The 25063-nt window shown below is 67.7% G+C and carries 23 protein-coding genes; 6 read left to right on the top strand and 17 right to left on the bottom strand.

All coding sequences use genetic code 11. The annotated features are described in order from the left end of the window. Window positions 1-13 precede the first annotated feature (13 nt). From BKA16_RS06570 to ssd, 12 genes are all read right to left on the bottom strand, one after another. Window positions 14-1702, bottom strand: a complete 1689-nt coding sequence (locus BKA16_RS06570) for a coiled-coil domain-containing protein (RefSeq protein ID WP_183369902.1) — start codon at window positions 1700-1702, stop codon at window positions 14-16. Window positions 1703-3338: 1636 nt separating this feature from the next. Next, a complete protein-coding gene (locus BKA16_RS06565) occupies window positions 3339-3899 on the bottom strand; it encodes a hypothetical protein (RefSeq protein ID WP_183369901.1) in 561 nt (186 codons plus the stop codon). Window positions 3900-4014: 115 nt separating this feature from the next. After that, window positions 4015-5934: a DNA polymerase gene (locus tag BKA16_RS06560; protein ID WP_183369900.1), complete on the bottom strand. Its 1920-nt coding sequence runs from the start codon at window positions 5932-5934 to the stop codon at window positions 4015-4017. Further along, window positions 5931-7178 carry a VapE domain-containing protein gene (locus tag BKA16_RS06555; protein ID WP_183369899.1) on the bottom strand — a complete coding sequence of 416 codons (1248 nt, stop codon included), beginning with the start codon at window positions 7176-7178 and terminating at the stop codon, window positions 5931-5933. Before BKA16_RS06555 ends, BKA16_RS06560 begins: the two co-directional genes overlap by 4 nt. Window position 7179: 1 nt before the next feature. Further along, window positions 7180-7647, bottom strand: a complete 468-nt coding sequence (locus tag BKA16_RS06550) for a hypothetical protein (protein WP_183369898.1) — start codon at window positions 7645-7647, stop codon at window positions 7180-7182. A 122-nt stretch (window positions 7648-7769) separates the two neighbouring features. Continuing rightward, window positions 7770-8258 (bottom strand): hypothetical protein, encoded by a 489-nt coding sequence (locus BKA16_RS06545; protein WP_183369897.1) that lies wholly within the window; start codon window positions 8256-8258, stop codon window positions 7770-7772. Window positions 8259-8490: 232 nt separating this feature from the next. Next, complete coding sequence (locus BKA16_RS06540; RefSeq protein WP_183369896.1) at window positions 8491-10197, bottom strand: recombinase family protein; 1707 nt, start codon at window positions 10195-10197, stop codon at window positions 8491-8493. Window positions 10198-10218: 21 nt separating this feature from the next. Continuing rightward, window positions 10219-10332, bottom strand: coding sequence for a DUF4244 domain-containing protein (locus BKA16_RS06535; protein WP_183369895.1), 114 nt, complete (start codon window positions 10330-10332; stop codon window positions 10219-10221). A gap of 118 nt (window positions 10333-10450) precedes the next feature. After that, complete coding sequence (locus tag BKA16_RS06530) at window positions 10451-11032, bottom strand: type II secretion system F family protein (protein ID WP_183369894.1); 582 nt, start codon at window positions 11030-11032, stop codon at window positions 10451-10453. Then, the gene (locus BKA16_RS06525; RefSeq protein WP_343067307.1) at window positions 11029-11814 is read right to left on the bottom strand and encodes a type II secretion system F family protein; all 786 of its coding nucleotides are present in this window, start codon (window positions 11812-11814) and stop codon (window positions 11029-11031) included. Before BKA16_RS06525 ends, BKA16_RS06530 begins: the two co-directional genes overlap by 4 nt. Beyond that, the gene (locus BKA16_RS06520) at window positions 11811-12989 is read right to left on the bottom strand and encodes a TadA family conjugal transfer-associated ATPase (RefSeq protein WP_183369893.1); all 1179 of its coding nucleotides are present in this window, start codon (window positions 12987-12989) and stop codon (window positions 11811-11813) included. The genes BKA16_RS06525 and BKA16_RS06520 overlap by 4 nt, the downstream gene beginning before the upstream one ends. Continuing rightward, entirely contained in the window at window positions 12986-14035 is a 1050-nt protein-coding gene (ssd, locus tag BKA16_RS06515) for a septum site-determining protein Ssd (protein WP_183369892.1), read from the bottom strand. Before ssd ends, BKA16_RS06520 begins: the two co-directional genes overlap by 4 nt. A 283-nt stretch (window positions 14036-14318) precedes the next feature. On the opposite strand from ssd, the gene BKA16_RS06510 reads away from it, so the two are divergent. Further along, the gene (locus tag BKA16_RS06510; protein ID WP_183369891.1) at window positions 14319-15164 is read left to right on the top strand and encodes an HAD-IB family hydrolase; all 846 of its coding nucleotides are present in this window, start codon (window positions 14319-14321) and stop codon (window positions 15162-15164) included. Between the two features lie 354 nt (window positions 15165-15518). On the opposite strand, the gene BKA16_RS06505 is transcribed toward BKA16_RS06510, so the two are convergent. After that, window positions 15519-16274 (bottom strand): Fic family protein, encoded by a 756-nt coding sequence (locus BKA16_RS06505; protein WP_183369890.1) that lies wholly within the window; start codon window positions 16272-16274, stop codon window positions 15519-15521. A 379-nt stretch (window positions 16275-16653) separates the two neighbouring features. On the opposite strand from BKA16_RS06505, the gene acs reads away from it, so the two are divergent. The 3 genes from acs (at window position 16654) to BKA16_RS06490 (ending at window position 20299) form a co-directional block, all read left to right on the top strand. After that, a complete protein-coding gene (gene acs, locus BKA16_RS06500; RefSeq protein WP_183369889.1) occupies window positions 16654-18594 on the top strand; it encodes an acetate--CoA ligase in 1941 nt (646 codons plus the stop codon). 216 nt (window positions 18595-18810) lie between these two features. Next, a complete protein-coding gene (locus BKA16_RS06495) occupies window positions 18811-19338 on the top strand; it encodes a phage holin family protein (RefSeq protein ID WP_343067306.1) in 528 nt (175 codons plus the stop codon). A 25-nt stretch (window positions 19339-19363) separates the two neighbouring features. Further along, entirely contained in the window at window positions 19364-20299 is a 936-nt protein-coding gene (locus BKA16_RS06490) for an alpha/beta fold hydrolase (RefSeq protein WP_183369887.1), read from the top strand. Window positions 20300-20349: 50 nt separating this feature from the next. On the opposite strand, the gene BKA16_RS06485 is transcribed toward BKA16_RS06490, so the two are convergent. From BKA16_RS06485 to nth, 4 genes are read right to left on the bottom strand one after another with little or no spacing between them, the layout of a single operon-like run. Then, entirely contained in the window at window positions 20350-21561 is a 1212-nt protein-coding gene (locus BKA16_RS06485) for a MarP family serine protease (RefSeq protein ID WP_183369886.1), read from the bottom strand. Then, window positions 21558-22334, bottom strand: coding sequence for an NUDIX hydrolase (locus BKA16_RS06480; protein WP_183369885.1), 777 nt, complete (start codon window positions 22332-22334; stop codon window positions 21558-21560). The genes BKA16_RS06485 and BKA16_RS06480 overlap by 4 nt, the downstream gene beginning before the upstream one ends. After that, the gene (locus BKA16_RS06475) at window positions 22331-23035 is read right to left on the bottom strand and encodes a TlpA disulfide reductase family protein (protein WP_183372934.1); all 705 of its coding nucleotides are present in this window, start codon (window positions 23033-23035) and stop codon (window positions 22331-22333) included. The genes BKA16_RS06480 and BKA16_RS06475 overlap by 4 nt, the downstream gene beginning before the upstream one ends. Window positions 23036-23040: 5 nt before the next feature. Further along, a complete protein-coding gene (nth, locus tag BKA16_RS06470) occupies window positions 23041-23727 on the bottom strand; it encodes an endonuclease III (protein ID WP_183372933.1) in 687 nt (228 codons plus the stop codon). 211 nt (window positions 23728-23938) lie between these two features. On the opposite strand from nth, the gene BKA16_RS06465 reads away from it, so the two are divergent. Together BKA16_RS06465 and BKA16_RS06460 are read left to right on the top strand one after the other, a co-directional pair. Then, window positions 23939-24208 carry a hypothetical protein gene (locus BKA16_RS06465; protein WP_183369884.1) on the top strand — a complete coding sequence of 90 codons (270 nt, stop codon included), beginning with the start codon at window positions 23939-23941 and terminating at the stop codon, window positions 24206-24208. 129 nt (window positions 24209-24337) lie between these two features. Continuing rightward, the gene (locus tag BKA16_RS06460) at window positions 24338-25012 is read left to right on the top strand and encodes a Crp/Fnr family transcriptional regulator (protein WP_183369883.1); all 675 of its coding nucleotides are present in this window, start codon (window positions 24338-24340) and stop codon (window positions 25010-25012) included. Window positions 25013-25063 lie beyond the last annotated feature (51 nt).

Below are 25063 nucleotides of genomic sequence, written 5' to 3'. Positions count from 1 at the left end.
CATCACCTCCCTGTCACTGTTTCTGTCCCTGAGAGGACCGCTGATCGCGCTGCTGGCCCTGAGCGGGCATGACGCCCTTGACCTTCTCCGCGGCCCGGGCCCGGTTCCGCTCGGCCTGGCCACGAGTGGTGAGCAGGATGGAGGCGTCAGCCGACGGACCGTACTTGCGCAGCAGTTTGTTCTTCGCGCCTCGGTCGGCGATCTCAGCGAGGCTCTTCTGCCCGCCGTCCTTCGTCTTGATCCTTGTCTCCTCCAGGACCTCCTCGCGCAGATGAGGAAGGTCAGACTTGTTGATCTCGATCTGCTCGACGGCACCCTCGTACGCGTCCTTGGCCACCTGCGCTTCGCCCAGCGTCCGACGCGCCGCCTCGCTGAGATCGACCTGGCGCTGCTCCTCCTCGAACGCCCGCTCCTCCCACCGACGCGCCGCCGCAAGCTTTTCGTCGAGTGCCTCCATGCGCTCGGCGTGCTCGGCATCCTGGCGCTGGGTCTCAAGGATGGCCAACCGACGAACGCGGTCAGCCTCCTTCCGGATGTGCTCAGCGGACTTCTCCGCCCGGGCGGTAATCTCCTCACCCTCACGGCGACCAGTGGCCCGACCTTCGGAACGTCCCTTCGACAAACCTCGCCGGTAGCCCCGATCCTCGGCGCTGGCCGCGACCTCCTCGGCCTGCTGCACGGTCGCGGTGGCCACCAGCTCGGCCTCAAGCTCCGTGCGCTCGGCCGTGGCGATGGCCGCGATCGCGACGTCATCGACGACCAGTCTGTGCTGGGCGACCTGATCGCGGTCGACCTCGACCTCGACCGTCTCCTGCGTCAAGATCAACATCTCGTTCGCCCAGTCCTTGAAATCCTCGTGTTCGAGCTTGCGGTCGTGCCGCAGCTCGTCCCGCTCCAACTCCACCTGGTGACCGCGCTCGACCATGAAGCTCTTGAACTCTCGGTGATAGCGGGAAAATTTCCGCTTGTTGCCCTCACGGACCATCTTCTGGGTGCCGTCCGCATTGAAGATGGCCTTGCCCTCGTCCGTGGCCGCCGGCACCAGCCGATCGGTGCGGTGGCTCCCGAACGCCCGGCTGTAGCCGTTCTCCATCTTCTCGGCGTCCTTCTTCGTCGGAGCCTCGTAGTACGCGTCCATGAGAACCTGCAGATGCGGGCGGTGCTCGTCGAACTGGATGCTGTACCCGTGGATGCCCTTCTGCCCATCGGGCAGGAGCGCGGCGTCGAACTCCAGGCAGTCCTCGAAGTACTTCTGCGCTTCTTCCTCCATGCCCGGGATGACCCGGTATCGCGGCAGCATCACGGGCAGCCCGGCCGCGTCCACACGGGGCGTCCCGTCGCGGTGCCGAGGCTGATAGAACGTGCCGTCTTCCTCGACATAGGACCACGGCAGGTGGTGCACCTGCGTGACCGCGAACCGCTCCCCGGTCTTGATGCCCTTGCGCACCCGCTCCTCGCGGGCGTCACCGTAGGCGACCACCTCGGCGATCGACCCGGTCTCGCGGAACCCGCCATCACCATCGTTCACGCGGTCGACGTTCAAATACGTCTTCTCGATATTCACCGCCGGGTTCTGCGCGGCGTACCACGCCACCGCTTCCGGCCCAGCGGTCTTGCGCTGAGCCTCGGTGCTGATGTTCTTGCGCGAGCGCGAGTGCCCCCGACGGGTGCCGTCCGCCGACCGGTGACCGTCGATGTCCATCGACGCACGACCCTTGCGCGTCGCACCGGTGCTCGCTTCGCTCACGACTCGCCCTCCTCCGTCGGCCGATTGGAATGAAGATCCCCGCCTGCGGCGGGACCCGCTCCCCGTCGCCGTGGGGCCCTGGCCGGGCTCGCTTGCGCTCACCGGCCTGCCCACACCGCCGTGAAGCGGGACGGGCCACCCGGCCCGAGGTCGATACCCAGGCAGGTCCATGATCGTCGGGGCCCCTGTCCCCACCGATCATACCCCTACCCCCTATGGGTATCAAGCCTCGGTCCGGGTGTCCAAGGCGCCATTGGACACCCGGTCGGTCGGGCTTCGCCCTCCCTCCCTGCTCGCTGCGCTCGGGTGTCCCTGTCGTCCTGCCGGAGGCAAGCCAAGAAATACAAACACCCCAGGTCAACGGCGCGCCGTGGACCTGATCCCGCCTACGGCCCAACACTCGCTCGCTCGCGTCGGACCTGCGGCAGTGCTGGACCGCCGTCGGGTGCGCGGCGTTTACCCATATACACGCCACAAACTCCTCGACCGGTCGAGGGCCGGTCGTGAACGCCCAGGTCAGCGCGAGTGAGTACACTCGCCGCAACGCTGTGACCTGCGACGACCGGAAGTGTCCACCCCCAGGCGTACACCCCCGACAAAAGCCCAGGTCGCTGCGTGTACTCCCTACCCGCCCTCGATACCCCCGCTGATACCCACTCGGGGCACTGCCGACGGTCGGCCGCCCGCCCGGGAGCGGTCCCGGCGGTAGCCAGGAGGTCGATCGCCGGTGGTTCGGGATCATCGCTAGCCCGGGCGTGCCCGCCCGCAAGCGGGCGAACCTGCCCCTCGGCTGCACCGCCGCCTGGCGGCGGAGGCTAGGCGGGCCAGCGCGGCGGTGTTCCGGAGAGCCGATCACAGTCGATCCACCCGGTGCGCCTGCACGAGATCCGCGGACCGGCAGGCCCACGCTGGCGCGGGAGCCGGCCAGCCGCGGAGAGAGGATAGACCCGGTAGCGGACCGTGGTCCGATACCGGTCCAGAGCGTGGGCCCCTGCGGTCCTCGGCGGACCGTCTGGACGGGGTTCTGATCGAGGGCGAGACGACGCCAGAAGAGAAGTCGGGAGTGAAAATCACTACTCCACACCAAAACTCGTGGTCCCAGCGACGCAACCGTGCGTCGCTGAGGCCGTCTACTAGCGTCTACGAGAGCCAAGTATCGGCGCTACGAAGCGTCTTACACGCCTCCCGCTGGAGGCTGTGTCACCAGCTTGCGCCCATGACGCCCCAGATCAGCGGCCACAGTGCCCCGACAACGCCTTCACAACGCCTCCGGCTTGCGTCGTAGGCCGCGTGATACAGAGCCATGAGGCGTCTACGACGCAAAGTGGGGGCTCCACGAAGGCGATTGCGCCGCAACGAAAGACGCGACTGGCGCCATAGATTGCACAGGGACGCACGCAGGCGGCTATGACGCCCGCCGAAGAGCCACGCATCGCCTCTGGAAAGCCACCACGTTGCGCCCCACGAGCAGTCAGGGCCTCTACCCGGAGGCGTTGATGCCTCTAGGTAGGGACGCTAAATCGTCTGTCGGACAGCAGAAAACACCCCCGCACAGCGTGTGCGGGGGTGTTGTGTGCTGGTGTACAGGGTCTTATGCCACGGCATCGTCCGCCAAGCGGACCCCGTCGTAGTGGCCGATCACATACGCCGACGTCGACCCGCTAGGCGCCGTCATCACACCGCGCACGTATGCGTCGCGGTGTCCGTTCACGTACGCCGGGTCGTCGACGATCTCGGCCTCGGAATCACCACCCAGCGCGGGGGCGACGATCTCGCGCAGGAGCCGCTCCGCGCTCACGTGTTCATCGACGGTGAGTGGCCGACGGCGGTTGTAGAGCGCTCGTAGCACCTCGTAGCCCTCGCGGCTGATAAGCCCACGCTCCAACATGACCCGCAGCCGGCGCCGTGAGAGGTGCGCTTTGAGATCGAGGTGGGCGCCGTCGGCGACCCACATCCGAACCCGCTCAAGTTCGGCGAGATCTCGCGCCGCCTCCACCATCACGTCCACCTCGAAATGCGCGATGCAATCTGAACCAATGGGGTACAGCGTCCGCTCGGTCTCTCGGTTCGTGATCGTGTACAACCACCCCAAGCCGGTCTGGCCGCACACGCACACGCCAGCGCAATCTTCGTCGTAGTCGGTGTCGACCACGTCCCATTGTCGGCGGGCCACTTCCCAGGGGAGATCGTCGGAAGCCCGTCGCACGGCTGCTATCAGGGCAGCCCGCGCAGGTTCGTCCACATCGTCAAATACGGCATTCATGACTTCAGTCCTTTCGGTAGCGGTTGCAGTGGTATCCCTCGGCCGCGAGCGGCAGTCCGGCTGCCCACCGGGGTAGTTGGCACATGGTCTTGACGATGAGGTCGACGTCGTGGTGGCCTTCGAGAATGACCTCGTCGTGCACATGGCCAACGACCGTGTAACCCGCATCATCGAGCCGCAGCAGCGCTTCGACCAGGAGATCGCGGGCGACCGCCTGACACAGGTTGTTGGTGAGCGTTCCGCCCCACAGTTTCCCGATCCCGCCGTGTGGCTTGTCGTAGATGTAGTCGCCCGTGCCCGTCTCCCGGACCCGGGCATAGCGCAGTGTGCGACCGCTTGGTAGCACCAACTCCCGGGAGCGGGCATCCCCGCGCACCATCGCCACCCCACGCAGCCGCCGGACCCGGCAGCTCAGCCCTCGTTCGAGATCCCGCCATAGCCGGGTTACGGGACGACGCGCCTGCTTCCAGGCCTTGGCCAGAGCCTTGATCTCCGCATCGGTGCCGACGGCACCCTGAGCCCGCAGCGTTGCCGGCCCGCCGCCGTACCCGGCGGCCAGCGTCATCACTTTGCCCTGCCCGCGGACAGCCTTGTAGCCAGCCGGGTCCCCGGCCTTGTCCGGCACATCGAGCCCGATCTTGCGGGCGGCGTCCACGTAGACGTCCTCACCTGCTTCGAATAGCTCACAAATGTCATCCTCGCCGGTCAACCAGGCGAGTACGCGAGCCTCGATCGCGCTGAAATCCACGACGGTGAATGGTCCGACCAGGGCAGGCCGCAGCCCACCCCGCATATCCCGCAGCGACAACTCGACGCCGTCCGGATCGTCGACGATCCGCTGCACAAATGCCTCGACCTCAGCGTCGGTGTCGCCGACGGAATCCCGGGACATGTTGTGCAGCTGCGCACCACGGCTCGACCACCGACCGGTGTGCGCCGTGGCGAACACGTATGCGCCCCGAATCCGGCCGTCCGAACACGTCCAGTCGAGCAGCTTCTTCCACCGACCGACGACTCCGCCAGCGGTCTTGATACGGATCACCTCCAGCACGTCGTCAGGAAGGTCTTTGCGGTCCTTGTGCCCCTTGAGCCATTCGGCCTGCTCCAGGTCCGCAGGCAGATGTCTGGCCAGCGTCTCCCGCTGGAGATTTGGTGGGCGGAAACCCCGCGACTCAAACCACACCTTCACTTGCGGGACCGAGTTCGGATTGTCCACACCGGTGATCTCGATCAGCCGATCACGATCGCGCTGCTGCGCTGACCGAGCGGTGGTATCTGCTGCGCGGCAGTAGTCGCGATCCACCTCGATACCCCGGTCGTTGATCTGCTGGTCGAGCACCCACATACGACGTTCTTCCGGCCGTGGCCAGAACAACTGCGCGTCGATGTGCGCCAGCGCGTCGACGTCGCGGCGGGCATATTCGATGAACCGCGCCCACTCCACCGGATGCGCAGCGATGATCTCCTCTAGCGGAGTGTCGGCCGAGCCGAACATCCGAATCAGATCCTTACCCTCATCTAGCTTGGCCGGCGCGCCGAACGCTTCAGCCAGACCGGCCAGGCTGCCCGGAAGGCTGGCCAGCCTGGCCCGTGGCAGCGTGTCGTCCCAGCCAGCTGGGTCGAGGTACTCACCCGTTGGCATGCCCAGTACCCGCGATGCCACCAACCGGTCGAAGCTCGCGTTGTGCGCGACCAGTTTTCGGCCTGTGCGGGCGGCGTAGTCGATCAGGAACCACGTCACGCGACGGATGGCGTCAGCGCCCTCCACCACGTGCGTGGCACCAGCCCCGACCCTGCAGGCCAGCAGCGTGACCTCGAAGTCGGGACGCTCGGTGTAGAGATACGGACCATGGTCCTGGAGATACCGGTCGTCGCCCCCGCGGAGGCGGGTCTCGTAGTCGAGATAAATCGAATCGATGCTCATGGCGCAACCACCGTCACGGTAGGCGCCGATGCGGGGACAAATACTTTCGTCACGCGGCTGCCCACACGCATTGATACCTGGGTGTACTCGTGCTGCACCTTGCGCCACGCCCGACCAAATGCGGGCCCGCGGGCGAGATCCGGATCAATGTCGGCGACTTCCTCACGCAGATCACCCTTCTGGAAATAGCCGACGGCACGGATGCGCTCGTCCAGAACGAACTTCAGGATGTCGAGATCGTCGTCCGGCCGTGTCACCATGGCCAGCGCGGCCCGCTGACGCTCCTCGCACGAGGGCGAGAGCACTGGCACTGCCTCGTCATCGATCCTGCGCAGGGCCTCAGACACCAAACGCTCCCACACCTCATCGGTGAGATACGGCATGAGGGATGCGTCCGACCGGTCCATCACCAACATCAGAAACCGTCGCGTTCCTTCCAGATTCGGGTGCAGGAGGAAGATGTCGTTACTAGTCCCCACCAGCACGGCGCGAGCCTTGAGCTGGCCTTTTCCGCGAATGTATTTCACATCCTCACCACGCGAGGTCATGGTGACCCGGTCCTTAAAGGCGTTGAAGCGCTCATGCTTGAACAGCTCCGAGCTGGCTTCCTCCAGCACGATCCGCTCGCACGTCGCGGAGGTCTCCATCGGTCGGCGGTCGTCGGCGTCGTACGCGATCTCCCGGCCACGGACCAGGCGCTCCCACAACGTGGTCTTGCCCGTGCCCTGGGGGCCGACGAGGATTCCGGCATAGTCGAACTTCGACCCCGGCTCCAACCCTCGCAGCACGTAGCCGTGCACCATCAGACGGATCGCCTCGTCGGCGAACTCCGGATCGACGAATCGGCTCGTCCACGGCGCGAGGTCAGCCACCGGAAGATCTTTCGGGACCGCCAGCAGCATCGCCGCGTGCGGCGACCGACGACGAGTGGACTCGATCACGTCGTAGACCAGCGCCCTCTTCTCGTACCACCCGGCCTTGCCGGTGATCACCTCCAGTTCACTGGTCAGCGCGGTGGTCGCTTCCAGGCCGACCATGTCGCCGAACTGGATATGCTCCAGGTCGATGTCGTAGAAGAGATCGTCACGGGGGTACAGCGCATCGAGCAGCTTTGCGACCGCATGGATGGTCGGCTTGATCTCGGCACCGGAGACCCGGAGCCCCGCGGCCGTGACCGCGTCCGGGTTGTACACAGCCTCAGCGCGGGCGCGCTTGATCGTGATCTTCGCGGGGTTGAAAGCCATTTCACAGCACCTCCCGCGCATACGCCAGCAGATCCGCAGCGTCCTGACCCCGGGAGTCGATGAAGCTCCACGGTGCAAATTGGCCGTTGTGCGCCCGGGCGAACCGGCCGACGCGATATGCGTCGTGATCACCTGTCAGCGCGGCCACGATGCCTTTTCCAGGGAACACCAGCTCGGCGTATGCGGTGATGATTGATTGATTGAAATCCACCTGGGTGGCAGCCACCAGTGCCGACAAGGCCACCGCAGGCTGTGTTTCATCCAGGGGCGTACCCAATGCGCGGGCCCGGTTCGTCTCTTCCCACGCGGTGAGCTGGCGGCCAGCTCCGAGCTTGGCCTCGATGCGCGCTCGCGCAGCGGCCATGAATGTCAGGACTTGAGTCTCGCGCTGGACATGGACAGCGACGAGGTATGCGTCGCTCAAACCGTCAATTGATCCCGCAGCACGTGCGATGTCAGGGGTAGACATGATAAAATCTCCTTGTAGCGCGACACGGTTGCAGCCACGTCGCGTGAGTAGGGAATAACAGAATCTTGAGAGAACACCGGCCCTCGTGGCCGGTGTTCTTTGTTTCTACAGCTGGTTCGCCGTCAGACCCCGGTATGCACCGGGATGCGCCATGTATGGCGCTCTGCGGCCTGCTCTGCGCCGGGAATCCGCCCCGCCTTGAGCCGTCGGTACACAGTGGCAATACCGAGCCGGCGATATTCGGCGTACTCAGCCGGCGCCATCCATATGACGGCCGGGCCGGTCAGCACAGGTGCCGTCATCGTCACCCCTCCTTCCCGTTCGCCGAGCGGCGTTTCCGCTGGGCCTGCACCCATCATGACGAAGGTGATCGAGGATGAAAAGCGCTGATAGACAGGCCTATTCGGAGGCGACAATGGAAGTGGAGTAATGGAAAAACTGCTAGCGAAGTGGCAACGCGACTGGTCACAGCTATCGGCGAGTTTTACTCTCAGAAATAGAGCCCAGACCAGACAGCGGAGATCAATGTTATGAGGATCACATTTCCGGGTGGTTGTAGCTACCGGTGTAGCCAGTTGTAGCTTTTTTCTCGTTTTGGCTACATCAGACATGGATAATCCATGACATCTCCGCCAGTTGTAGCTTTTTCGCTCAAAAAAGCTACAAAAAGCTACATGGATGATCCATGAAACCGCAGGTCATACCGTGTGTAGCCAATGTAGCCAACTCCCCCTATAACCTTTTCCCGGAAAGGGGGTCTCTATGGGGGGAAGTTACGGCGAGCCACTTTTTTGGCTACACGGCTACACACAAGCCGGTGCCGGCCCCCGTCGGGGCGTGGTTCTACTCCTCGTCTGCCACTTCCTGCAGAAGATCGCCCTCGCGCCACCACGTCGACGCCATCCCGGCCATCACCTCGGCCACGGCCGGTTCGTGTGACCGGAACGCACTTACGGCCTCAGCCGCGCCCGCCATCGGCCCCGGCAGCGCGCCACCATCCAGGCCCGGACCGTGGCCCATCGTGATCTCGAACTTGTCGAGCTTCGTGCGGCCGCTCTCGGTGTGCGAACGCCACGTAACCCGCACACCCGACTCCCGTAACCACGCCGTTCGGGTCGCCGAGTCGGCCCGGCTCCACCACTCCGACACCGACTCGCCGGTGCCCTCGTAACGCCATGACGGCTGCTCGATCGGCTGGCCACGTAGTTCGTCCTGTCGCTCAGTCAGCGCCGCTATGCGGGCGTCCAACCGCTTTCGCTGCGGCGTTCCGCGCTTGAATGCCCCCGTGCCCAGCTGGTCGACTAGGTCGCCGAGCAGCTCGTCGATCTCGGCCAGCTCTCCGCGACTATCGCTCCCGCTGAACCAGGTCCGCACCATCCGTTCCATCGGCCCGACCCGGTCGAGCACGTATCGCTCGACCTCGGCGTCAGCCCACTCCAGCGGCACGCTCCGGTTGTCGCACGGCCCCTTGATGCCGGCCGCACCCTTCTTGTCCTGGGCATAGGCGCACCGGTACCGCGGCTTGCGGCCCGGGCCGCCCTTGAGCCTGTATGCCGGGCGCCCGCACTGGCCGCAGAACAGCACCTTGAGCAGTAACCCCGACGTCGTCGTCGCCGTGCGATCGACCCCGCGGGCTCGCAGCGCCGCGCCGACCCGGTCGAAGATCTCCCGCGTCAAGATCGGCTCCGCCCGTACCACCGGCCGGCCATCATCTCCGGTGACGACGAACTCTGGCCCTAAGATCCTGTGGCCCCTGGCGTCTCGCTGAACTTGACCCTTGGCATCGACCACCGGGTCACGAGTGACGATCTGACCCAACAGCGTTCGGCTGGTCAGCTGCTCTTTCATCCGACCACTGGCCCAGGCGTAGTGCTTGATCTCCCGCCCTTTGAGCTGGTTGATGCGGTCCTTCGGCGTCAGTACCCCGCGGGCCGTGAGGTCGGCTGCGATCGGCCGCAGCGGTTCCCCAGCCAACACCCGCTCGACGACTTCGTGGATCACCTCAACCTGCACCGGGTCCTGGACGAGTCGCCAGACCTTGTCGTCACCCCTCTCCGGCACATAACCCCAGGGCGCGATCCCACCCCTCCACTTTCCGCTGCGGATGTTGTGGTGCGACGCCGACGCATTGCGGGCGCTGATTGCGGCCAACTCCATCTCGGCCACTTTCGCGATGAGTAGCGCGATGATGTCGCCGAAGTCGTTCGACAGATCGAAGTGTGACTCCGTGGCCGACACGAGGGTTACGTCGTGGCGCTGCGACCACTGGATCAGCTCCGAGAGGTCGAAGAGTCGACGTGCGATCCGGTCGACACGGTAGAAGACCAGCACATCGAACTCCTGGTGCCGGCTGTTCAGCCACGGGCCGAGCTTTGGCCGGGTGAAAGGCGTTGTCGCACCGGCGCTCACGTCGAGATCCTCGACTACGTCGACTACGTCATAATCGCGCTGCTCGCACAGTTCCCGACACGCCGCCAACTGCCGTTCCGGCGAGGTGGTCGCATCGGTGACCCGGGACAGCCGGATGACGATCAGAGCGCGTTTTCCCATGTCAGGGATCATACATAGGTATTAATTGAGATTAATGGAGTATTCGACCGTGGACATGCCGTCCTCATCGGCCATCAGTCGCCCGGTCAGCGTCCTGGTCTCCACCCACCAGCGCATCCATTCGTCGATCCCCATCTCGGCCCTCCTCGATCCGCGGTCCGCCCGATGCGATCCCGTCACAAGGTCAGACGCACCGACCGCCGATCCGGTTCCGTCGAATTCCACAGGCCCCGGCGACGCGGACCGGTATCGGTCAGAGCCCGCCGAGCATGCCCGACGCCAGACCGATCACGACCGGCACGATCCCCAGGCACACGAATGCCGGCAGAAAGCACAGCCCGAGCGGACCGCTCACCTTGACACCTGCCTTCTCCGCGGCCTCCACCGCGCGATCGGCGGCCCGCCGCCGCGTGGCGACGGCCAGATCGGCGACGCCGTCGGCCAGCGACGCACCCGCCCGCGAAGCACGGCGGGCCAGTGTCGCGAGTTCGGCGAACAGCGGGTCGACCGTCGCACCCCCAGCCCATGCGATCTCCGCGTCCGCGCCGAGAGCCAATAGATCGGCGGCACGCTCGAGCGGCCCCGCGATCGTGTCCGGGGCCCGCGCCGCGGTGACCTCTGCGGCCGCGGACACCGGCAGCCCGGCCCGCAGGCAGACCGCGAACAGGTCGTAGGCGGCGGCGACGTCGAACGGATCCGGCGCAGCCTCGCCCGCGCCCAGCCAGCGGGGTGCACGGTCGGGCCGCGGTCGCGGAACGATCCGGAACAGCGACCATTCCGGCCCCGGCCAGATCCAGAGGGCGAGCGCGGCAGCGAACGCGGCGACGGCGATCACCGCACGACCTTCGCCGTGATCGCATCGGTCCACCACACCCCGGCCGAGGCGAGCGAGGTGCCGACGATCAGAACGATCCCCCCGATCCCCGGACCGAGAAGCACGGTGAGCGGGTGAGCGCCCACCAGCTGTCCGAGACCGATCCCCAGCATCGGCAACCCCGCGAGAACCATCGCCGTCGCACGGGGCCCCGCGAGCCCGGCTCGCGTGCGCGCGACGTGCTCGGCGCGGGCCGACAGATCCGACCGCAGCATCTGAAGGAGATCGATCATCGGCAGTCCCCACCTCGCCGACGCCGCCCACGCCGCCGCCAGTCGGTCCACGCCGCGATCGCCACGCACGACGACGTCCGCCGGGTCGCCGCCGAGTTCGACTCGCGCCGCCATCTGCGCGAGCTCGGCGGCAACCTCCGACGGTCCGTCCCGCGACAGTTCCTCCGCCGCGCTCGCACACGCCGCGCTCAACGGCGCGCCGACGGACATCTCAGCGATCATCACCGAGACACCCCTCCTCAGCTCGTCGCGCCGTCGCTCCCGGTCCGCGCGCCGCGCCGCACGACGACGCAGCCCCATCACGGTGGCGGTCGCAATCGCGATCGCGACACCGGCGGCCGCCCCGACGAGCAGGGCGACGACGAGCGGGGCCGCCGCCGCGGCCCACATCGTGTCGACCACGCGTCGATCCCGGTCGACGGCCCGGGCCGGCAACCTCCGCCACACGGCGGGGCGCGGCCACAGCAGGATCACTCCACCCGCTGCCGCCAGCAGCGGCGCCACGGTCACGCCGGCGTCCGGTCGGCGACGAGCGCATCGATCCGGGCGCGGACGTCGGTGAAACCGCTGCGTCGAGACCACGCGGTCTCGATCCGAATCAACCCGTCGTCCGACCGTGTCAGCACCCCGATCTCGGTGAGGCCGCGATGGCCGTCGCGATCACGCCCCAGCCCCAGCACCAGTTGGATCGCGGCGGCCAGCTGACTGTGCAGCGCCGCACGATCCATTCCACCGAGTGCGGCGAGCGCCTCCATCCGAGCCGGCACCTCCGACGTCGAGTTCGCATGGAGCGTGCCCGCGCAGCCGTCGTGCCCGGTGTTCAGCGCGATCAACAGGTCGATCACCTCGGCGCCGCGGACCTCGCCGACGACGATCCGGTCCGGCCGCATCCGCAGAGCCTGCCGGACCAGGTCGCGGACCGGCACATCGCCGATGCCTTCGACGTTCGCGTTGCGCGCGACCAACCGGACCACATGCGGATGCCGGGGCGCCAGCTCGGACGCGTCCTCCACTGTCACCACGCGTTCGGTCGGGTCCACCTGGCCGAGAAGGGCGTTCAAGAGGGTGGTCTTCCCGGTCCCGGTCCCGCCGATGATCAGGAACGCCAAGCGTGCGCGGACCGCCTCGCGCAGCAGTTCGGCCGCTTCCCCGGGCACCGCGCCCGATCGGACGAGGGTGTCGAACGTCTGGGCCGCGTTGTGCAGCACCCGCAGCGAGATGCAGGTGCCGTCGACGGCGAGCGGCGGGATCACCGCGTGCAGGCGGACCACCGCGTCCCGCCGTCCGACGCCCGACAGCTGCCCGTCCACCCACGGCTGCGCATCGTCGAGTCGTCGGCCCGCGCCCAGAGCCAGGCGGCCGGCGAGGCGGCGCACCGCGGCCTCGTCGTCGAACCGCACCCCGGTCAGCTCCAGTCCGTCGCCGCGGTCGGCCCACACCTTGTCCGGGCCGACCACGAGGACGTCGCTCACGTCGGGGTCGGCCAGGAGCCCTTCCAGGCGCCCGGCACCCACCATCTCGGTCTGCAGATAGCGCAGGACGTCGAGCAGGTCGGTGTCGCCGAGCAGTCCGCCCGATTCGGCCCGGATCGCATCGGCGATCACGCCCGGCTCGGGATCCGCTGTCGTCGTCGCGAGGCGGTCTCGAACCCGTTCGAGCAGGTCGGCACGCCCAGTGGCGGTCATCGCGGAGCTCCTGCACGCAGCCGCCGGTACACGTCCTGCGCGGCCCTGGTGAGCGGTCCTCGCCGCCGCAGCCGCAGCCCGGTGGCCTCGCACCGCCGGTCCAGCCCCCGCTCCGGACGATAGCCGCCGAGGAGCGGAAGACCGACGGCGTCGGCGACGTCCCGCGCCCGCAGCCCGCCCGGCGACGGGCCACGCACCACCAGCAGCGCCTCACGGTCGCCGACCAGCCGAGCCGCCGTCCGACGGCTCGCCGCCACACCGTGCACCGACGCCGTCGTCACCAGGACCGCGACATCGGCACTGTCGAGGAGTCCGGCCGCCACCGGTCCGGGCTCCCGGCCCACATCGGCTACCACGACGTCGCCCGCCGAGCGCCCGGCGTCCACGACGGCGAGCACGGTGTCCGGACGCAGGGGTTCGGCGTCGTCACGGCCGGAGGTGATGACACTGATGCGTCCGGTGCCGGGCAACGCGGCGCGCAGTGCCGGTCCCGCGATCGCACCGGTCTCGCCCGTCACGTCCGGCCATCGCAGGCCCGGTTCATCCTCCACGCCCAATATCAGGTCGGCACCCGCACCGGAACGATCCGCATCGACGAGCAGGACCCGTTGCCCCGCCCCGGAGGCCACGAGTGCCACGGCCGCCGTCATCGACGACGCGCCCGCCCCACCGTGCCCGCCGACCACGGCGACGACGCCGGCCGGGCTGCGGACCGGCCGCCGGAACTCCGAGAGCGCACCGACGAGTCCGGACTCCTCGTCGGGCAGCACGAAACCGCCCTGCGCGCCGAGCGACAACGCGGTCTGCCAGGCGCGCGGATCGTCCTCGCGCGCACCGACCACCACCACGGCGCCGCGGCGCGGCGGATGCAGCGCGGCGAGGACGTCGACGGCACCGGCGTCCACGGCGACCGCCGTCGCCCGCAGCCAGTCGTGTCGGCACGACGCGGCGTCGCCGACCACCATCGCGTATCCGGCCGCCGCCGCGCATCGGGCGAGGTCGGCGTGAATCGGTTCGGCGGCGAGGACGAGCAGCACATCGGTCATGTCCCCGATCATGGAACCGTTGCCGTATTCTGGGAAGCAGGTTATCCACAGGTCGGCATCCGCGCAGGTAGAAGGCCCGGAGACAGAAGATGACCCCGGCCAGGGGGGAGGAGGCCGGGGTCATCAGCGTTTCAGCCCCGGGGGGTCGGGCTGAAAGCTTCCGGCATTGCCGGACAAAATTAAAACTACACGCGGCCGATCGAAGATTGCAAGTCCAACTATCCACGAATCCCTGTTCCCTAGATCACACTTCTCGATCATTCGATCGTCGTACTATGCCAACGTGACCACGGCAAAGCCCACGCGGGTCGCCGCCTTCTTCGATCTGGACAAGACGGTGATCGCCAGATCGAGCGTCCTGGCGTTCACACGACCGTTCTACGAGGGAGGACTGCTGTCGCGCCGCACCATGCTCCGTTCGGCGATCGCGCAACTTCAGTTCCTGCTGACGTCGGCCGAGGCGAATCACGTCGACAGGCTCCGCAAGCATGTGACCGACATGTCCACCGGCTGGGACGCGGAACAAGTGCGCAGCATCGTCGCCGAGACACTCGACGAGGTGGTGTCTCCGGTCGTCTTCCCCGAAGCACTCGACCTGATCCGCCGGCACCGAGACGCCGACCACGACCTCGTACTGATCTCGGCGTCGGGCATCGAGATGGTCGAGCCGATCGGCGACCTGCTCGGCATCGACACCGTGCGCGCCAGCGTCATGCGCATCGTCGACGGGCGGTACTCCGGCGACCTCGACTTCTACTGTTACGGCGAGGAGAAGGCCTCCGTCGTCGAGCAGCTCGCCGCCGAGCGCGGCTACGATCTGGAACGCTGTTTCGCCTACTCCGACTCGGTGACCGATCTGCCGATGCTCGAGGCGGTCGGCAACCCGGCCGTGGTCAACCCGGACAAGGCTCTGCGGCGACACGCCGTCGACGCGGGCTGGGACGTGCTCGACTTCGACGCCCCCGCCGCGGCGTCGCATCGTCCGAGCCCGGCGACCGTCGGGCGAACAGCTCTGTGCGCCACAGGTATCGGCGCACTCGCCGCGGCCGCCGTGCTGTACCGCCGAAATCATGTCCACCACCTGCACGAACGCTTGGTTTCGACGAATTCCATCAAACCCTTGCAGTGACCGTCGTCACAGGGTAGAAATGGGATCACGGAATCAAGGGGCGGCCAAGTTCAGACCGGCAGAGAAGGCCTGAACCCCCGGACACCGAGATTCCCAGCACGGACGGCAAGCACCCACGCGGAGCACGCCGCATTGGCAAAAGTGTTGTGCGCCTGCGAAACCCCGGGCACTATACGTGAACTCACACAGGGAAAGGTCACTGTCTTTCGAGTACACGTCCAGGTGAACGAGGCGACGCCGAGGCGATCCCCACAACCCACCCAGCACGCCTGGTAACTTTCGTTCGTGCTCGCGGGCGGTACCGCGGTCGAGATGACAATCGGCCTCCGGTGCCGCCCGCAATCGTGTGTGGAGTCACTGCCCCGCCGCCGCGTCGGCGATCGACTTCGCCTCGACGGCACCTGCCTCCATCGCCTCACAGCACAGCACGATCCAGGCTCCGATCGCCGACGGATCGCCGGTGCCGAACGTCGCCGAGAGTTCGCGGTACTCCCCGATCCGCTTGAGCCAGGTCACCTCCGGGACGCCGAGCAGGTGCGGGTCGAGTCCGGTGGCCGCCGACACCAGCCGCGACGCACCGCGCGCGACGACACCGTTGCCCTCGGTGAACGGCGCCAACGACGACAGCTCACCGTGCACGATCGCCGCGAGCACCGGTGCCGGGACCCGGGTGCCGCCGGTGATGATCTGGCCGAGGAAGTCCAGACGCTGCGCGATGTGCGGTTCCGACCTCGGTCTGCCCAGCAGTTCCGGATCGTCCACCAGACCCGCGGCCGCGAGGGTGTGCAGTCGGGCGAGCGCCTGCGCCGGCGCGCGCCGGAACACCGCGACGAGCTGGTCGACCCCGTCCGTGTCGAGGGCCTGTGCCACACGTATCGCGCCTTCGGTGATCGGATCGTCGAACTGCGCGTCGCGCTGCAGTTCCACGCTGCCGCCCTCGATCGCGGCCGACGACCGACCGGCGCGCCAGGACGCCTCGCGCGACGTCTTGTCCCACCCGCGCAGGTTGGTGCGATGGCGGTGCACCACCCCGAGTGCGTCCCGCGCGGCCTCGGCGGCGGCACGGACGTCGGGGAGGTCGAGCAACGGGGCCAGCGGATCAGCACTCACCCCGGTCACGATAGTCGCGCGTCGCCCGTCACACCGCGGCGACCGGTCGACGACGACGCCCACGACTCGCCTGCCAGATCCCGGGCCCGGGGCGTGCGCGCCTGGCCTCGCGACCTCTCGCGGCGGCTCGTCCGCCGAGTCGCCGGTCCCACCCGTCACGCGTCGGCGGACGATCCACCCGTCGTATGTCGGCGACCGCTCACCGCATCGGCACCCCGCGCGAACGCTCCCCGCTACGCGGATGCAACGTGCGGTGACTACGCTCACAAGGTGAGTGGAACGCGCTCCGGACGACACCCTCCGATCGAGCGGTGGCGACGACGGCGCACGTCCACGACCGACCCAGCGCGGCAGTTCGAGACAGAAAGGCAGACCACGAATGACCGAAGCCAGTAAGGTGTACCCGCCCTCGAAGGAGTTCGCCGACAACGCCAACGCGACCATCGAGATGTACCAGCGGGCCGAGGCGGATCCGGACGAGTTCTGGGCGGAGCAGGCGCGTCGTCTCGACTGGGCGAAGCCGTTCGAGCAGGTCCTGGACTGGTCGAACGCCCCGTTCGCGAAATGGTTCGTCGGCGGCGAGCTGAACGTGGCGGTCAACTGCGTCGACCGCCACGTCGCCGCGGGCAAGGGCGACCGCGTCGCCATCCACTGGATCGGCGAACCGATCGACGACACCCGCGACATCACCTACAGCCAACTCAAGGACGAGGTCTCGCGCGCCGCGAACTATCTGGCCTCGATCGGCCTGGTCGCGGGCGACCGCGTCGCGATCTACATGCCGATGGTCCCCGAAGCGGTCATCGCGATGCTGGCCTGTGCCCGCCTGGGTCTGACCCACTCCGTGGTCTTCGCCGGCTTCTCCGCGGCCGCACTGCGCTCGCGCGTCGACGACGCCGAGGCCAAGGTCGTCATCACCACCGACGGCCAGTTCCGCCGCGGCAAGCCCGCGCCCCTCAAGGAGGCCGTCGACGAAGCGTTGGGCACCGGCGACGACGCCGCGCCGTCGGTCGAGAAGGTCATCGTCGTGCGCCGCACCAACCACGACGCGAACCTGAACTGGGTCCACGGTCGCGACGTGTGGTGGGAGGACACCGTCGCCGAGCAGTCGCCCGAGCACACCCCCGAAGCCTTCGACGCCGAGCACCCGCTGTTCCTGCTGTACACCTCCGGCACCACCGGTAAGCCCAAGGGCATCGTGCACTCCTCGGGCGGCTACCTCACCCAAGCCGCCTACACCTTCCACAATGTGTTCGACCACAAGGAGGGCCGCGACGTCTTCTGGTGCACCGCCGACATCGGCTGGGTCACCGGGCACACCTACATCACCTACGCTCCGCTCGCCAACGGCGCGACGCAGGTGATCTACGAGGGCACCCCGAACTCACCCGACGAGCACCGCCACTTCCAGATCATCGAGAAGTACGGTGTCACCACCTACTACACCGCGCCGACGATGATCCGCACGTTCATGAAGTGGGGCCGGGAGATCCCCGACGCCCACGACCTGAGCTCGCTGCGTCTGCTCGGCTCGGTCGGTGAGCCGATCAACCCCGAGGCCTGGCGCTGGTACTACGACGTGATCGGCGCGAACCGATGCCCGATCGTGGACACCTGGTGGCAGACCGAGACCGGCGGCCACATGATCGCCCCGCTGCCCGGCGCGATCGCCACCAAACCCGGCTCGGCCATGCGACCGCTGCCGGGCATCAGCGCCTCCATCGTCGACGACAAGGGCAACTCGGTGCCCGACGGCGAACAGGGCTACCTGGTCCTGGACCGGCCCTGGCCGGGCATGCTCCGCGGCATCTGGGGCGACCCGGAACGCTTCAAGGAGACCTACTGGTCACGGTTCGCCGAACAGGGCTGGTACTTCGCCGGCGACGGAGCCCGCTATGACGAGGACGGAGCCCTGTGGGTCCTCGGCCGCGTCGACGACGTCATGAACGTCTCGGGCCACCGCATCTCCACCTCCGAAGTCGAGTCCGCACTCGTCGCACACGCCGCGGTGGCCGAGGCCGCCGTGGTGGGTGCCGCCGACGAGACCACCGGACAGGGCATCGTCGCGTTCGTGATCCTGATGGAGCACGCGACGCCGGGCGACGAACTCGTCGCCGAACTGCGCCAGCAGGTGTCGGTCGACATCTCGCCGATCGCCAAGCCGCGGGAGATCAACATCGTGCCGGAGCTCCCGAAGACCCGCTCGGGCAAGATCATGCGTCGCCTCCTGAAGGACATCGCCGAAGGACGCGAACTCGGTGACACCTCGACCCTGGTGGACCCGACCGTCTTCGAAGCCATCCGGGCCAAGAAGAACTGACGGACGCACCGTCCCGCCGGCCGAGCGGAGTCGAGACCCCGCCGAGGGATCTCGACTCCGCTCGATCCGCATGAGGACCCGCGCGATCCACGTGTACGCCGCTCGACCAGCGGGCCGGTGAACGCCCGATCCGCGACGATCCGCGTGTGGGGGCGATCGGAGAACCGACGGCATGGCAACATGAAGTCCGACCATCGCTATTTCAAGGGAGAATTCGTGAGCGGCAATCAGGACACCTGGCCTCCGCAGCCCGCCGACGCTCCGCGCGTCCCGTCGATTCCGATGTCGGACGCCAACCTCGGCAAAGACGGCGAACCCACGATCGGCAATCTCGTCAAGGACGCCACGGCCAATGTGTCGACGCTGGTCCGCGCCGAAGTCGCACTCGCCAAGTCCGAACTCATCGCCGAGGCCAAGAAGGCCGGAGCCGGCACCGGCCTGATCATCGGTGCGGCCGTCCTGCTCCTGTACGCGAGCCTGTTCTTCTTCGTCTTCCTCGGCGTGCTGCTCGACCTGTGGCTGCCCGCGTGGGCCGCGTTCGGCATCGTCTTCCTCATCCTGCTGTTCGTGTCGATCGTCTTGATCCTCGTCGGCTACCTGCTGTTCCGGAAGCTGCGCAAGCCGGAGAAGACGATCGAGTCCCTGCAGGAGATCAGCTCGGTGGTTCCGGGACGCGACAAGTCGCCCACCGGCGGCGTCGCACACCCGCAGATCCCGCCCGCGCGGGATCCCATGAGCCGCTGACCGCCGCACTCCGGGAACGACGAGGTTGAACACGACACCGCCGGATCCCACCCAGGTCCGGTTCGACGGCCCCTGGCAGCACTTCGACGTGCGCGCCGGCGGCCTCCGTTTCCATGCCGTCGAGAGCTGCCGGTCGATCGCCGACCGGCCGCTCGTGCTCCTCTTGCACGGGTTCGGCGAGTTCTGGTGGACCTGGCGCAATCAACTGCCCGCCCTGAACGCCGCGGGCTACCGCGCCGTCGCGGTGGACCTGCGCGGATACGGCGACTCCGATAAGCCGCCGCGCGGCTACGACGGCTGGACGCTGGCCGGTGACACGCATGCGCTCATCAGGGCGCTCGGGCATTCGTCGGCCTCGCTCGTCGGGCACGCCGACGGCGGCCTCGTCTGCTGGGCGACGGCCACCCTGCACCCGCGCGCGGTGGACCGGGTCGTCGTCCTCTCGTCGCCCCATCCGCGCGCGCTGCGGCAGGCCGTGCTGTTCAACGCGGAGGAGCGTTCGTCGTTCCTCGGCCCGTTCATTCACAACCAGCTCCCGCGGATCGGCGAACGTCGTCTCACCCGCCACGACGGGGCCTTCGTCGAGGAGTACTTCCGCACCCGGTCGGGTCCGGCCTGGCAGCGGACGGACGACTTCGCCGAGGCGCTCGAACGCAACCGGATGGCGATTCAGATTCCCGGCGTCGCCCACTGCAGCCTGGAGTATCGCCGCTGGGCGTTCCGTTCCCAGTTCCGGCCGGACGGCTGGCGGTTCATGGAACTGATGGACAAGCGCCTGGACCACCCGTTCCTCGGCCTGCGCGGTCACGACGACGAGTACATCCTCGACTCTCTGATGGCCGACAGCGCACACTGGGGCCGCGACTTCACCTACCGCACGATTCCCGACGCCGGGCACTTCCTGCACGAGGAGGAGCCGGACGCGGTCAACGAGGCCATCCTGGGGCACCTGGGGCGCTGACGCGACCGATCGGATGAGCGGTTCGCGGGCGGCTATGCGAGCCGACGCGTCTATCCGACCGGCACGCACTTCTCGGTGTCGACGGCAGCCGACCCCGAACGCTTCTCCGACTGGGCGAGGTCGCGCTGGATCTGGTCCGCGGTGAGGACGAATCCCGTGTCGTCGGCCGGATTCTCCGAGGCGCCGAACACCATCCCGAACACGCTGCCGTCGCGATCGATCATCGGTCCGCCCGAGTTGCCCGAACGGATCGTGCCGCGCACCGTGTACACCTCGCGCGACACCTGCCCGGCCCGCTGGTAGATGTCGGGACCGTTGAGCTGCACCACGTTCCGGATACGGACGGGAGTCACCGTGTACGGGCCGTTCTCCGGGTAGCCGAGCACGATGGCATCGGTCCCCGTGTCACCGGACTGGGACGCGAAGTCGAGTGCGGGAGCCTTCAGGCCCGGCACGTCGAGCACGGCGACGTCGTTGCGCGAGTTGAACCAGACGACGGTCGCGTCGAGATGACGGCCGTCGATGGTCTCCACACTGACCTCGTCGGTGCCCGCGACGACGTGCGCATTGGTCATGACCCGTTCGGGCGAGACCACGAATCCGGAACCCTCCAACGACTGTCCGCAGCTGTGCGCGAGGCCGGTGATCTTCAGCACGCTGCGTCGTACCTGATTCACCACCGGCAGACCGGCCAGCGAGCCGTCCGGCTCGTCCACGTTGGCGACCCGCGTCTGCCCGAACGGTCCGATGACCTCCTTGATGCCCGACGAGTCGATGAGGTCGGTCAGCTCGTTCGGCAGGTTCCGCATCCACTGCGGCGCCACCGCGTCGACGGCCCCGACCACCTTCGAATCGGCGACGGCGTCGGAGATGCGGACCTGCTCGGAGCTGCGGAGCGGGAACGACAGCAGCCACGCCGCGGCCAGGATCGCGACCACCTGCAGAACGGAGCCCACGGTGCTGTCGACACGGCGCAGCGACGGAGAGTGGATGCTGCTGCGGGCCGCGCGGCCCAGGACCATGCCCGCCAGCTCACCGATCACGATCAGCACGACGATGATCATCACGCCGACCACCAGACGAAGACGCTGGTCGTCGAACTGCTCGATCACGAGCGGTGCGACGAGGACTCCGGCGACGGCGCCGATCACGACGCCGACGAAGGCCAGCGCGGACGCCGCCGCACCCTGTCGATAGCCGCTGAAGGCGGCCAGCAGCGCAACGGCGACGATGACGAGGTCGACCCAGACCGACCCGTTCACCGAGGCGGCTCCGCGGCGAATCCGGACACCTGTCGACCGCCGGCCAGTTCGATCATCTCCTCCAACGGGCGGACGTCGTCGGTGTCCCACGGCACGTCCCAGCCCGCGGCCTCGGAGATCGCGGCGATCAGACCGCCGGTGAACCCCCAGACGAGCATGCCGTCGTACATGAACGCCGGACCGCGGAACTCGCCGCGTCCGGGAATCTCCCGACTCACCTGGAACCGATGCTCGGCGCTGAGCAACTCGCGCAGGTTCACGCGCGCCACGCGCGCCGTCTCCCCCTTGTCGACGACGCGGACCTGGGACGGACGCGACCAGTGCGCGAGCACCGGGGCCACCGCGAAACCCGACGGGACGGGGAACTCCGGGAGGCTGGCGAGGACGTCGACCCCGTCGGCCGCGAGCCCGGTCTCCTCCCACGCCTCCCGCATCGCGGTGCCCACCGGGTACTCGTCGCCCGGATCGCGGGCGCCGCCGGGAAAGGCGATCTGCCCGCCGTGCGTGCGCAGGGTGGTCGCCCGCTCGGTGAGGAGGACGTCGGCGTCGGCGGGCACTCCGCCGGGATGGTCGGGCGCGGCGTCGAACGATCCGCCGAACAGGACCAGCACGGCGGCGGTGCGGGTCGCGACGAAGTCTCTCGCCATCCGAACGCGGTCGCCCCCTCGGTTCAAGACCTTCTCGTTGACGACCTCGACGTCGTCGGTCACCGGACGAAGCCACTCCGGGACCTCGTCCCGGGGCACGAGCAGTCCCGACTCCCGGCGGATCATGCGGTTCCTCCCACGTCGACACCGAGGTTCTCGCGAACGGCGGCGGTCAACTCCTCGTACGTGTCGAACACTCGGGGCAGCACGGCCGCGACGGTCCCGTCGGCGCGGATCATCACCGTCGACGGAAAGATCCGCGGCGCGTTCACCGCCTTGGCGATGTCGCCCCGGGGATCGGTGACGACGGGCAGATGCGCGCCGACCTCCTGCATGTACTTGAGGACGAAGAACTCCTTCTCCGCCCCCTCCTTGGCGTGGACGGCGAGCACGTTCAGTCGGTCGCCCGCCTCCCGGGCGAGGCGATCGAACTCCGGCAGCTCGCGGCGACACGGCAGGCACCAGACCGCCCACATGTTGATGACCAGAGGTCGGCCCGCCGTGACGGCGCCGAGATCGATCGTGGCACCGTCGGCCATGCACGGTGCGCTCACGCCCGCCAGCACGCCCTCGGCCGGCCCGGAGCCGATCGGACAGGGCGTCAGAGCCGCGGCGGCACGCGCCTGCGCGATCTCATCCGGCGACGCATCGGCGTCGGTGACCCCGGAGGTGTCCGCAGACGCCGCGGGCGGTGCCGTCGGCGCGGCGTCGTGCCCGTCGTCGCCACCCCGCGGCCACAGGGCGGCGACCAGCGCGATCACGACGACGACGAAGGCGATCATCGCCCGCATGCCGGGTTGGGCGAACGCCTTCTTCGCGGTGTCCATGCCGCTCACGGCGTCACCCCCGCCAGCTCCAGCAGATGCTCGGTCTCCGGCCCCTTGACCAGTGCGGCCGCCTTCATCGGATCGATCTGGCCTTCACCGCGTGACGGACAGTCCTTCGCGAGCAGGCACACGCCGCACGCGGGGGTGCGCGCATGACAGACGCGTCGTCCGTGAAAGATGATCCGGTGTGACAGGTCGGTCCACTCCTTGCGGGGAAACAGTTCGCCGATCTCCTTCTCCACCTTCACGGGATCGGTCTCGACGGTCCAGCCCCACCGTCGCACGAGACGACTGAAGTGCGTGTCGACCGTGAGGCCGGGGACGCCGAACGCGTTGCCGAGAACCACGTTCGCCGTCTTCCGACCGAATCCGGGCAGTGTGACGAGTTCGCGCAGCGTGCCGGGCACCTCGCCGTCGAAGCGTTCGACGAGCGCCTGCCCCAGCCCGATGATCGAGTTGGCCTTGTTCCGGTAGAAGCCGGTCGACCGGATCATCTCCTCGAGTTCGGTGCGGTCGGCGCTGGCGTAGGAGAAGGCATCGGGGTATCGGGCGAACAATGCGGGCGTCACCTGGTTCACGCGGACATCGGTGCACTGGGCCGACAGGATCGTCGCCACCGACAGTTCCAGCGGCGTGGTGAAGTCGAGTTCGCAGTACACGTGCGGAAACGCCTCCTGGAGGGTCCTGTTCATCCGCCGCGCTCGTCGGACCAGGCCCAGTCGGGTCTCCGGTTTCCTACTGCTCACAACTGACCAGGTTAGCGGTCATCGCGGCCGCCCGGCCTCACCGGCGGTGTCCCGCACGCGTCACAGCCCCCTCCGCAGGCGGCGATGTGGTCACAACTCGGTGACGACCGGCGTTCTCGTTTCACCCCTGCCGCACAATCGTGTTGACTGGGAAACCATGCAAGGACTGGCCGTACTTCTGTTCCCCCCGGTGCTGATGCTGTTCGCGCTCGCCATGGAGAAGGTGCAGACCGGGTTGGACCGCCTGTCCGTCGGGCGTGCGCACGTCGAGGAGTTCCTGGACACCGCCGACGAGACCGACGTCGGCAATCTCGCCAAGGACGGTCTTCCGGCCGCGCTGGACGAGCTCCGACAACGACGAAGCAACGACGAGTCGGGCGAGCCGGTGATCCCGGCCGACCCGGATGCCCGGAATCGTGCCAGTTGACGGCGCCGGAATTCGGACATTGCACACGGTTGGCCATGCCTGCCACACAAGTGATCTATTCAACAACTATGATTTTTCCAAGTAGTGTTGATCACTGAACGCGCGTTCGGAACAAGAGAGGTTCTTTAGGTGGAAGAAGTACTCGCCAGGGCAGGCATTTTCCAGGGGGTTGAGCCCACGGCTGTCGCTGCACTCGCAAAGGAGTTGCAGCCGGTCGAGTTTCCTCGCGGCCATGTGATCTTTCACGAGGGGGAGCCGGGCGATCGCCTGTTCATCATCCTCTCGGGCAAGGTCAAGCTGGGACGACGCTCGCCGGACGGTCGGGAGAACCTGTTGACGATCATGGGTCCGTCCGACATGTTCGGTGAACTGTCGATCTTCGATCCGGGGCCGCGCACGTCGTCGGCCACCACGGTGACCGAGGTCCGTGCCGTCACCATGGACCGCGACGCCCTCAAGAAGTGGATCAAGGACCGTCCCGAGATCGCCGAGCAGCTGCTCCGTGTTCTCGCGCGTCGTCTCCGTCGGACCAACAACAACCTCGCGGACCTCATCTTCACCGACGTCCCGGGTCGTGTGGCCAAGCAGCTGCTCCAGCTGGCGCAGCGCTTCGGCACGCAGGAGGGCGGCGCACTGCGCGTCACTCACGACCTCACGCAAGAGGAGATCGCACAGCTCGTCGGTGCGTCTCGCGAGACCGTCAACAAAGCGCTCGCCGACTTCGCTCAGCGCGGTTGGCTGCGTCTGGAGGGTAAGAGCGTCCTCATCGCTGACTCCGAGCGTCTCGCGCGCCGGGCTCGCTGAGCACCCGCTCGTACAGTCGGTCCGCCCGATCTCGACCATCCGGTCGAGATC

Origin of the sequence: Gordonia humi (assembly GCF_014197435.1) — a bacterium.
In the GTDB taxonomy this organism is placed as follows: domain Bacteria; phylum Actinomycetota; class Actinomycetes; order Mycobacteriales; family Mycobacteriaceae; genus Gordonia; species Gordonia humi.
The sequence above is the reverse complement of the archived record's forward strand: the minus strand, read 5'-3'. Positions and strand labels throughout refer to the sequence as shown.

Excerpts from the sequence above, each read along its gene's own strand:
- BKA16_RS06570 (WP_183369902.1), bottom strand. The coding sequence starts at position 1,702 with ATGGACATCGACGGTCACCGGTCGGCGGACGGCACCCGTCGGGGGCAC.
- acs (WP_183369889.1), top strand. The coding sequence starts at position 16,654 with ATGACCGAAGCCAGTAAGGTGTACCCGCCCTCGAAGGAGTTCGCCGAC.
- nth (WP_183372933.1), bottom strand. The coding sequence starts at position 23,727 with ATGAACAGGACCCTCCAGGAGGCGTTTCCGCACGTGTACTGCGAACTC.
- BKA16_RS06555 (WP_183369899.1), bottom strand. The coding sequence starts at position 7,178 with ATGGCTTTCAACCCCGCGAAGATCACGATCAAGCGCGCCCGCGCTGAG.
- BKA16_RS06545 (WP_183369897.1), bottom strand. The coding sequence starts at position 8,258 with ATGTCTGATGTAGCCAAAACGAGAAAAAAGCTACAACTGGCTACACCG.
- ssd (WP_183369892.1), bottom strand. The coding sequence starts at position 14,035 with ATGACCGATGTGCTGCTCGTCCTCGCCGCCGAACCGATTCACGCCGAC.
- BKA16_RS06560 (WP_183369900.1), bottom strand. The coding sequence starts at position 5,934 with ATGAGCATCGATTCGATTTATCTCGACTACGAGACCCGCCTCCGCGGG.
- BKA16_RS06540 (WP_183369896.1), bottom strand. The coding sequence starts at position 10,197 with ATGGGAAAACGCGCTCTGATCGTCATCCGGCTGTCCCGGGTCACCGAT.
- BKA16_RS06465 (WP_183369884.1), top strand. The coding sequence starts at position 23,939 with ATGCAAGGACTGGCCGTACTTCTGTTCCCCCCGGTGCTGATGCTGTTC.
- BKA16_RS06475 (WP_183372934.1), bottom strand. The coding sequence starts at position 23,035 with ATGGACACCGCGAAGAAGGCGTTCGCCCAACCCGGCATGCGGGCGATG.
- BKA16_RS06520 (WP_183369893.1), bottom strand. The coding sequence starts at position 12,989 with ATGACCGCCACTGGGCGTGCCGACCTGCTCGAACGGGTTCGAGACCGC.
- BKA16_RS06550 (WP_183369898.1), bottom strand. The coding sequence starts at position 7,647 with ATGTCTACCCCTGACATCGCACGTGCTGCGGGATCAATTGACGGTTTG.
- BKA16_RS06535 (WP_183369895.1), bottom strand. The coding sequence starts at position 10,332 with ATGGGGATCGACGAATGGATGCGCTGGTGGGTGGAGACCAGGACGCTG.
- BKA16_RS06480 (WP_183369885.1), bottom strand. The coding sequence starts at position 22,334 with ATGATCCGCCGGGAGTCGGGACTGCTCGTGCCCCGGGACGAGGTCCCG.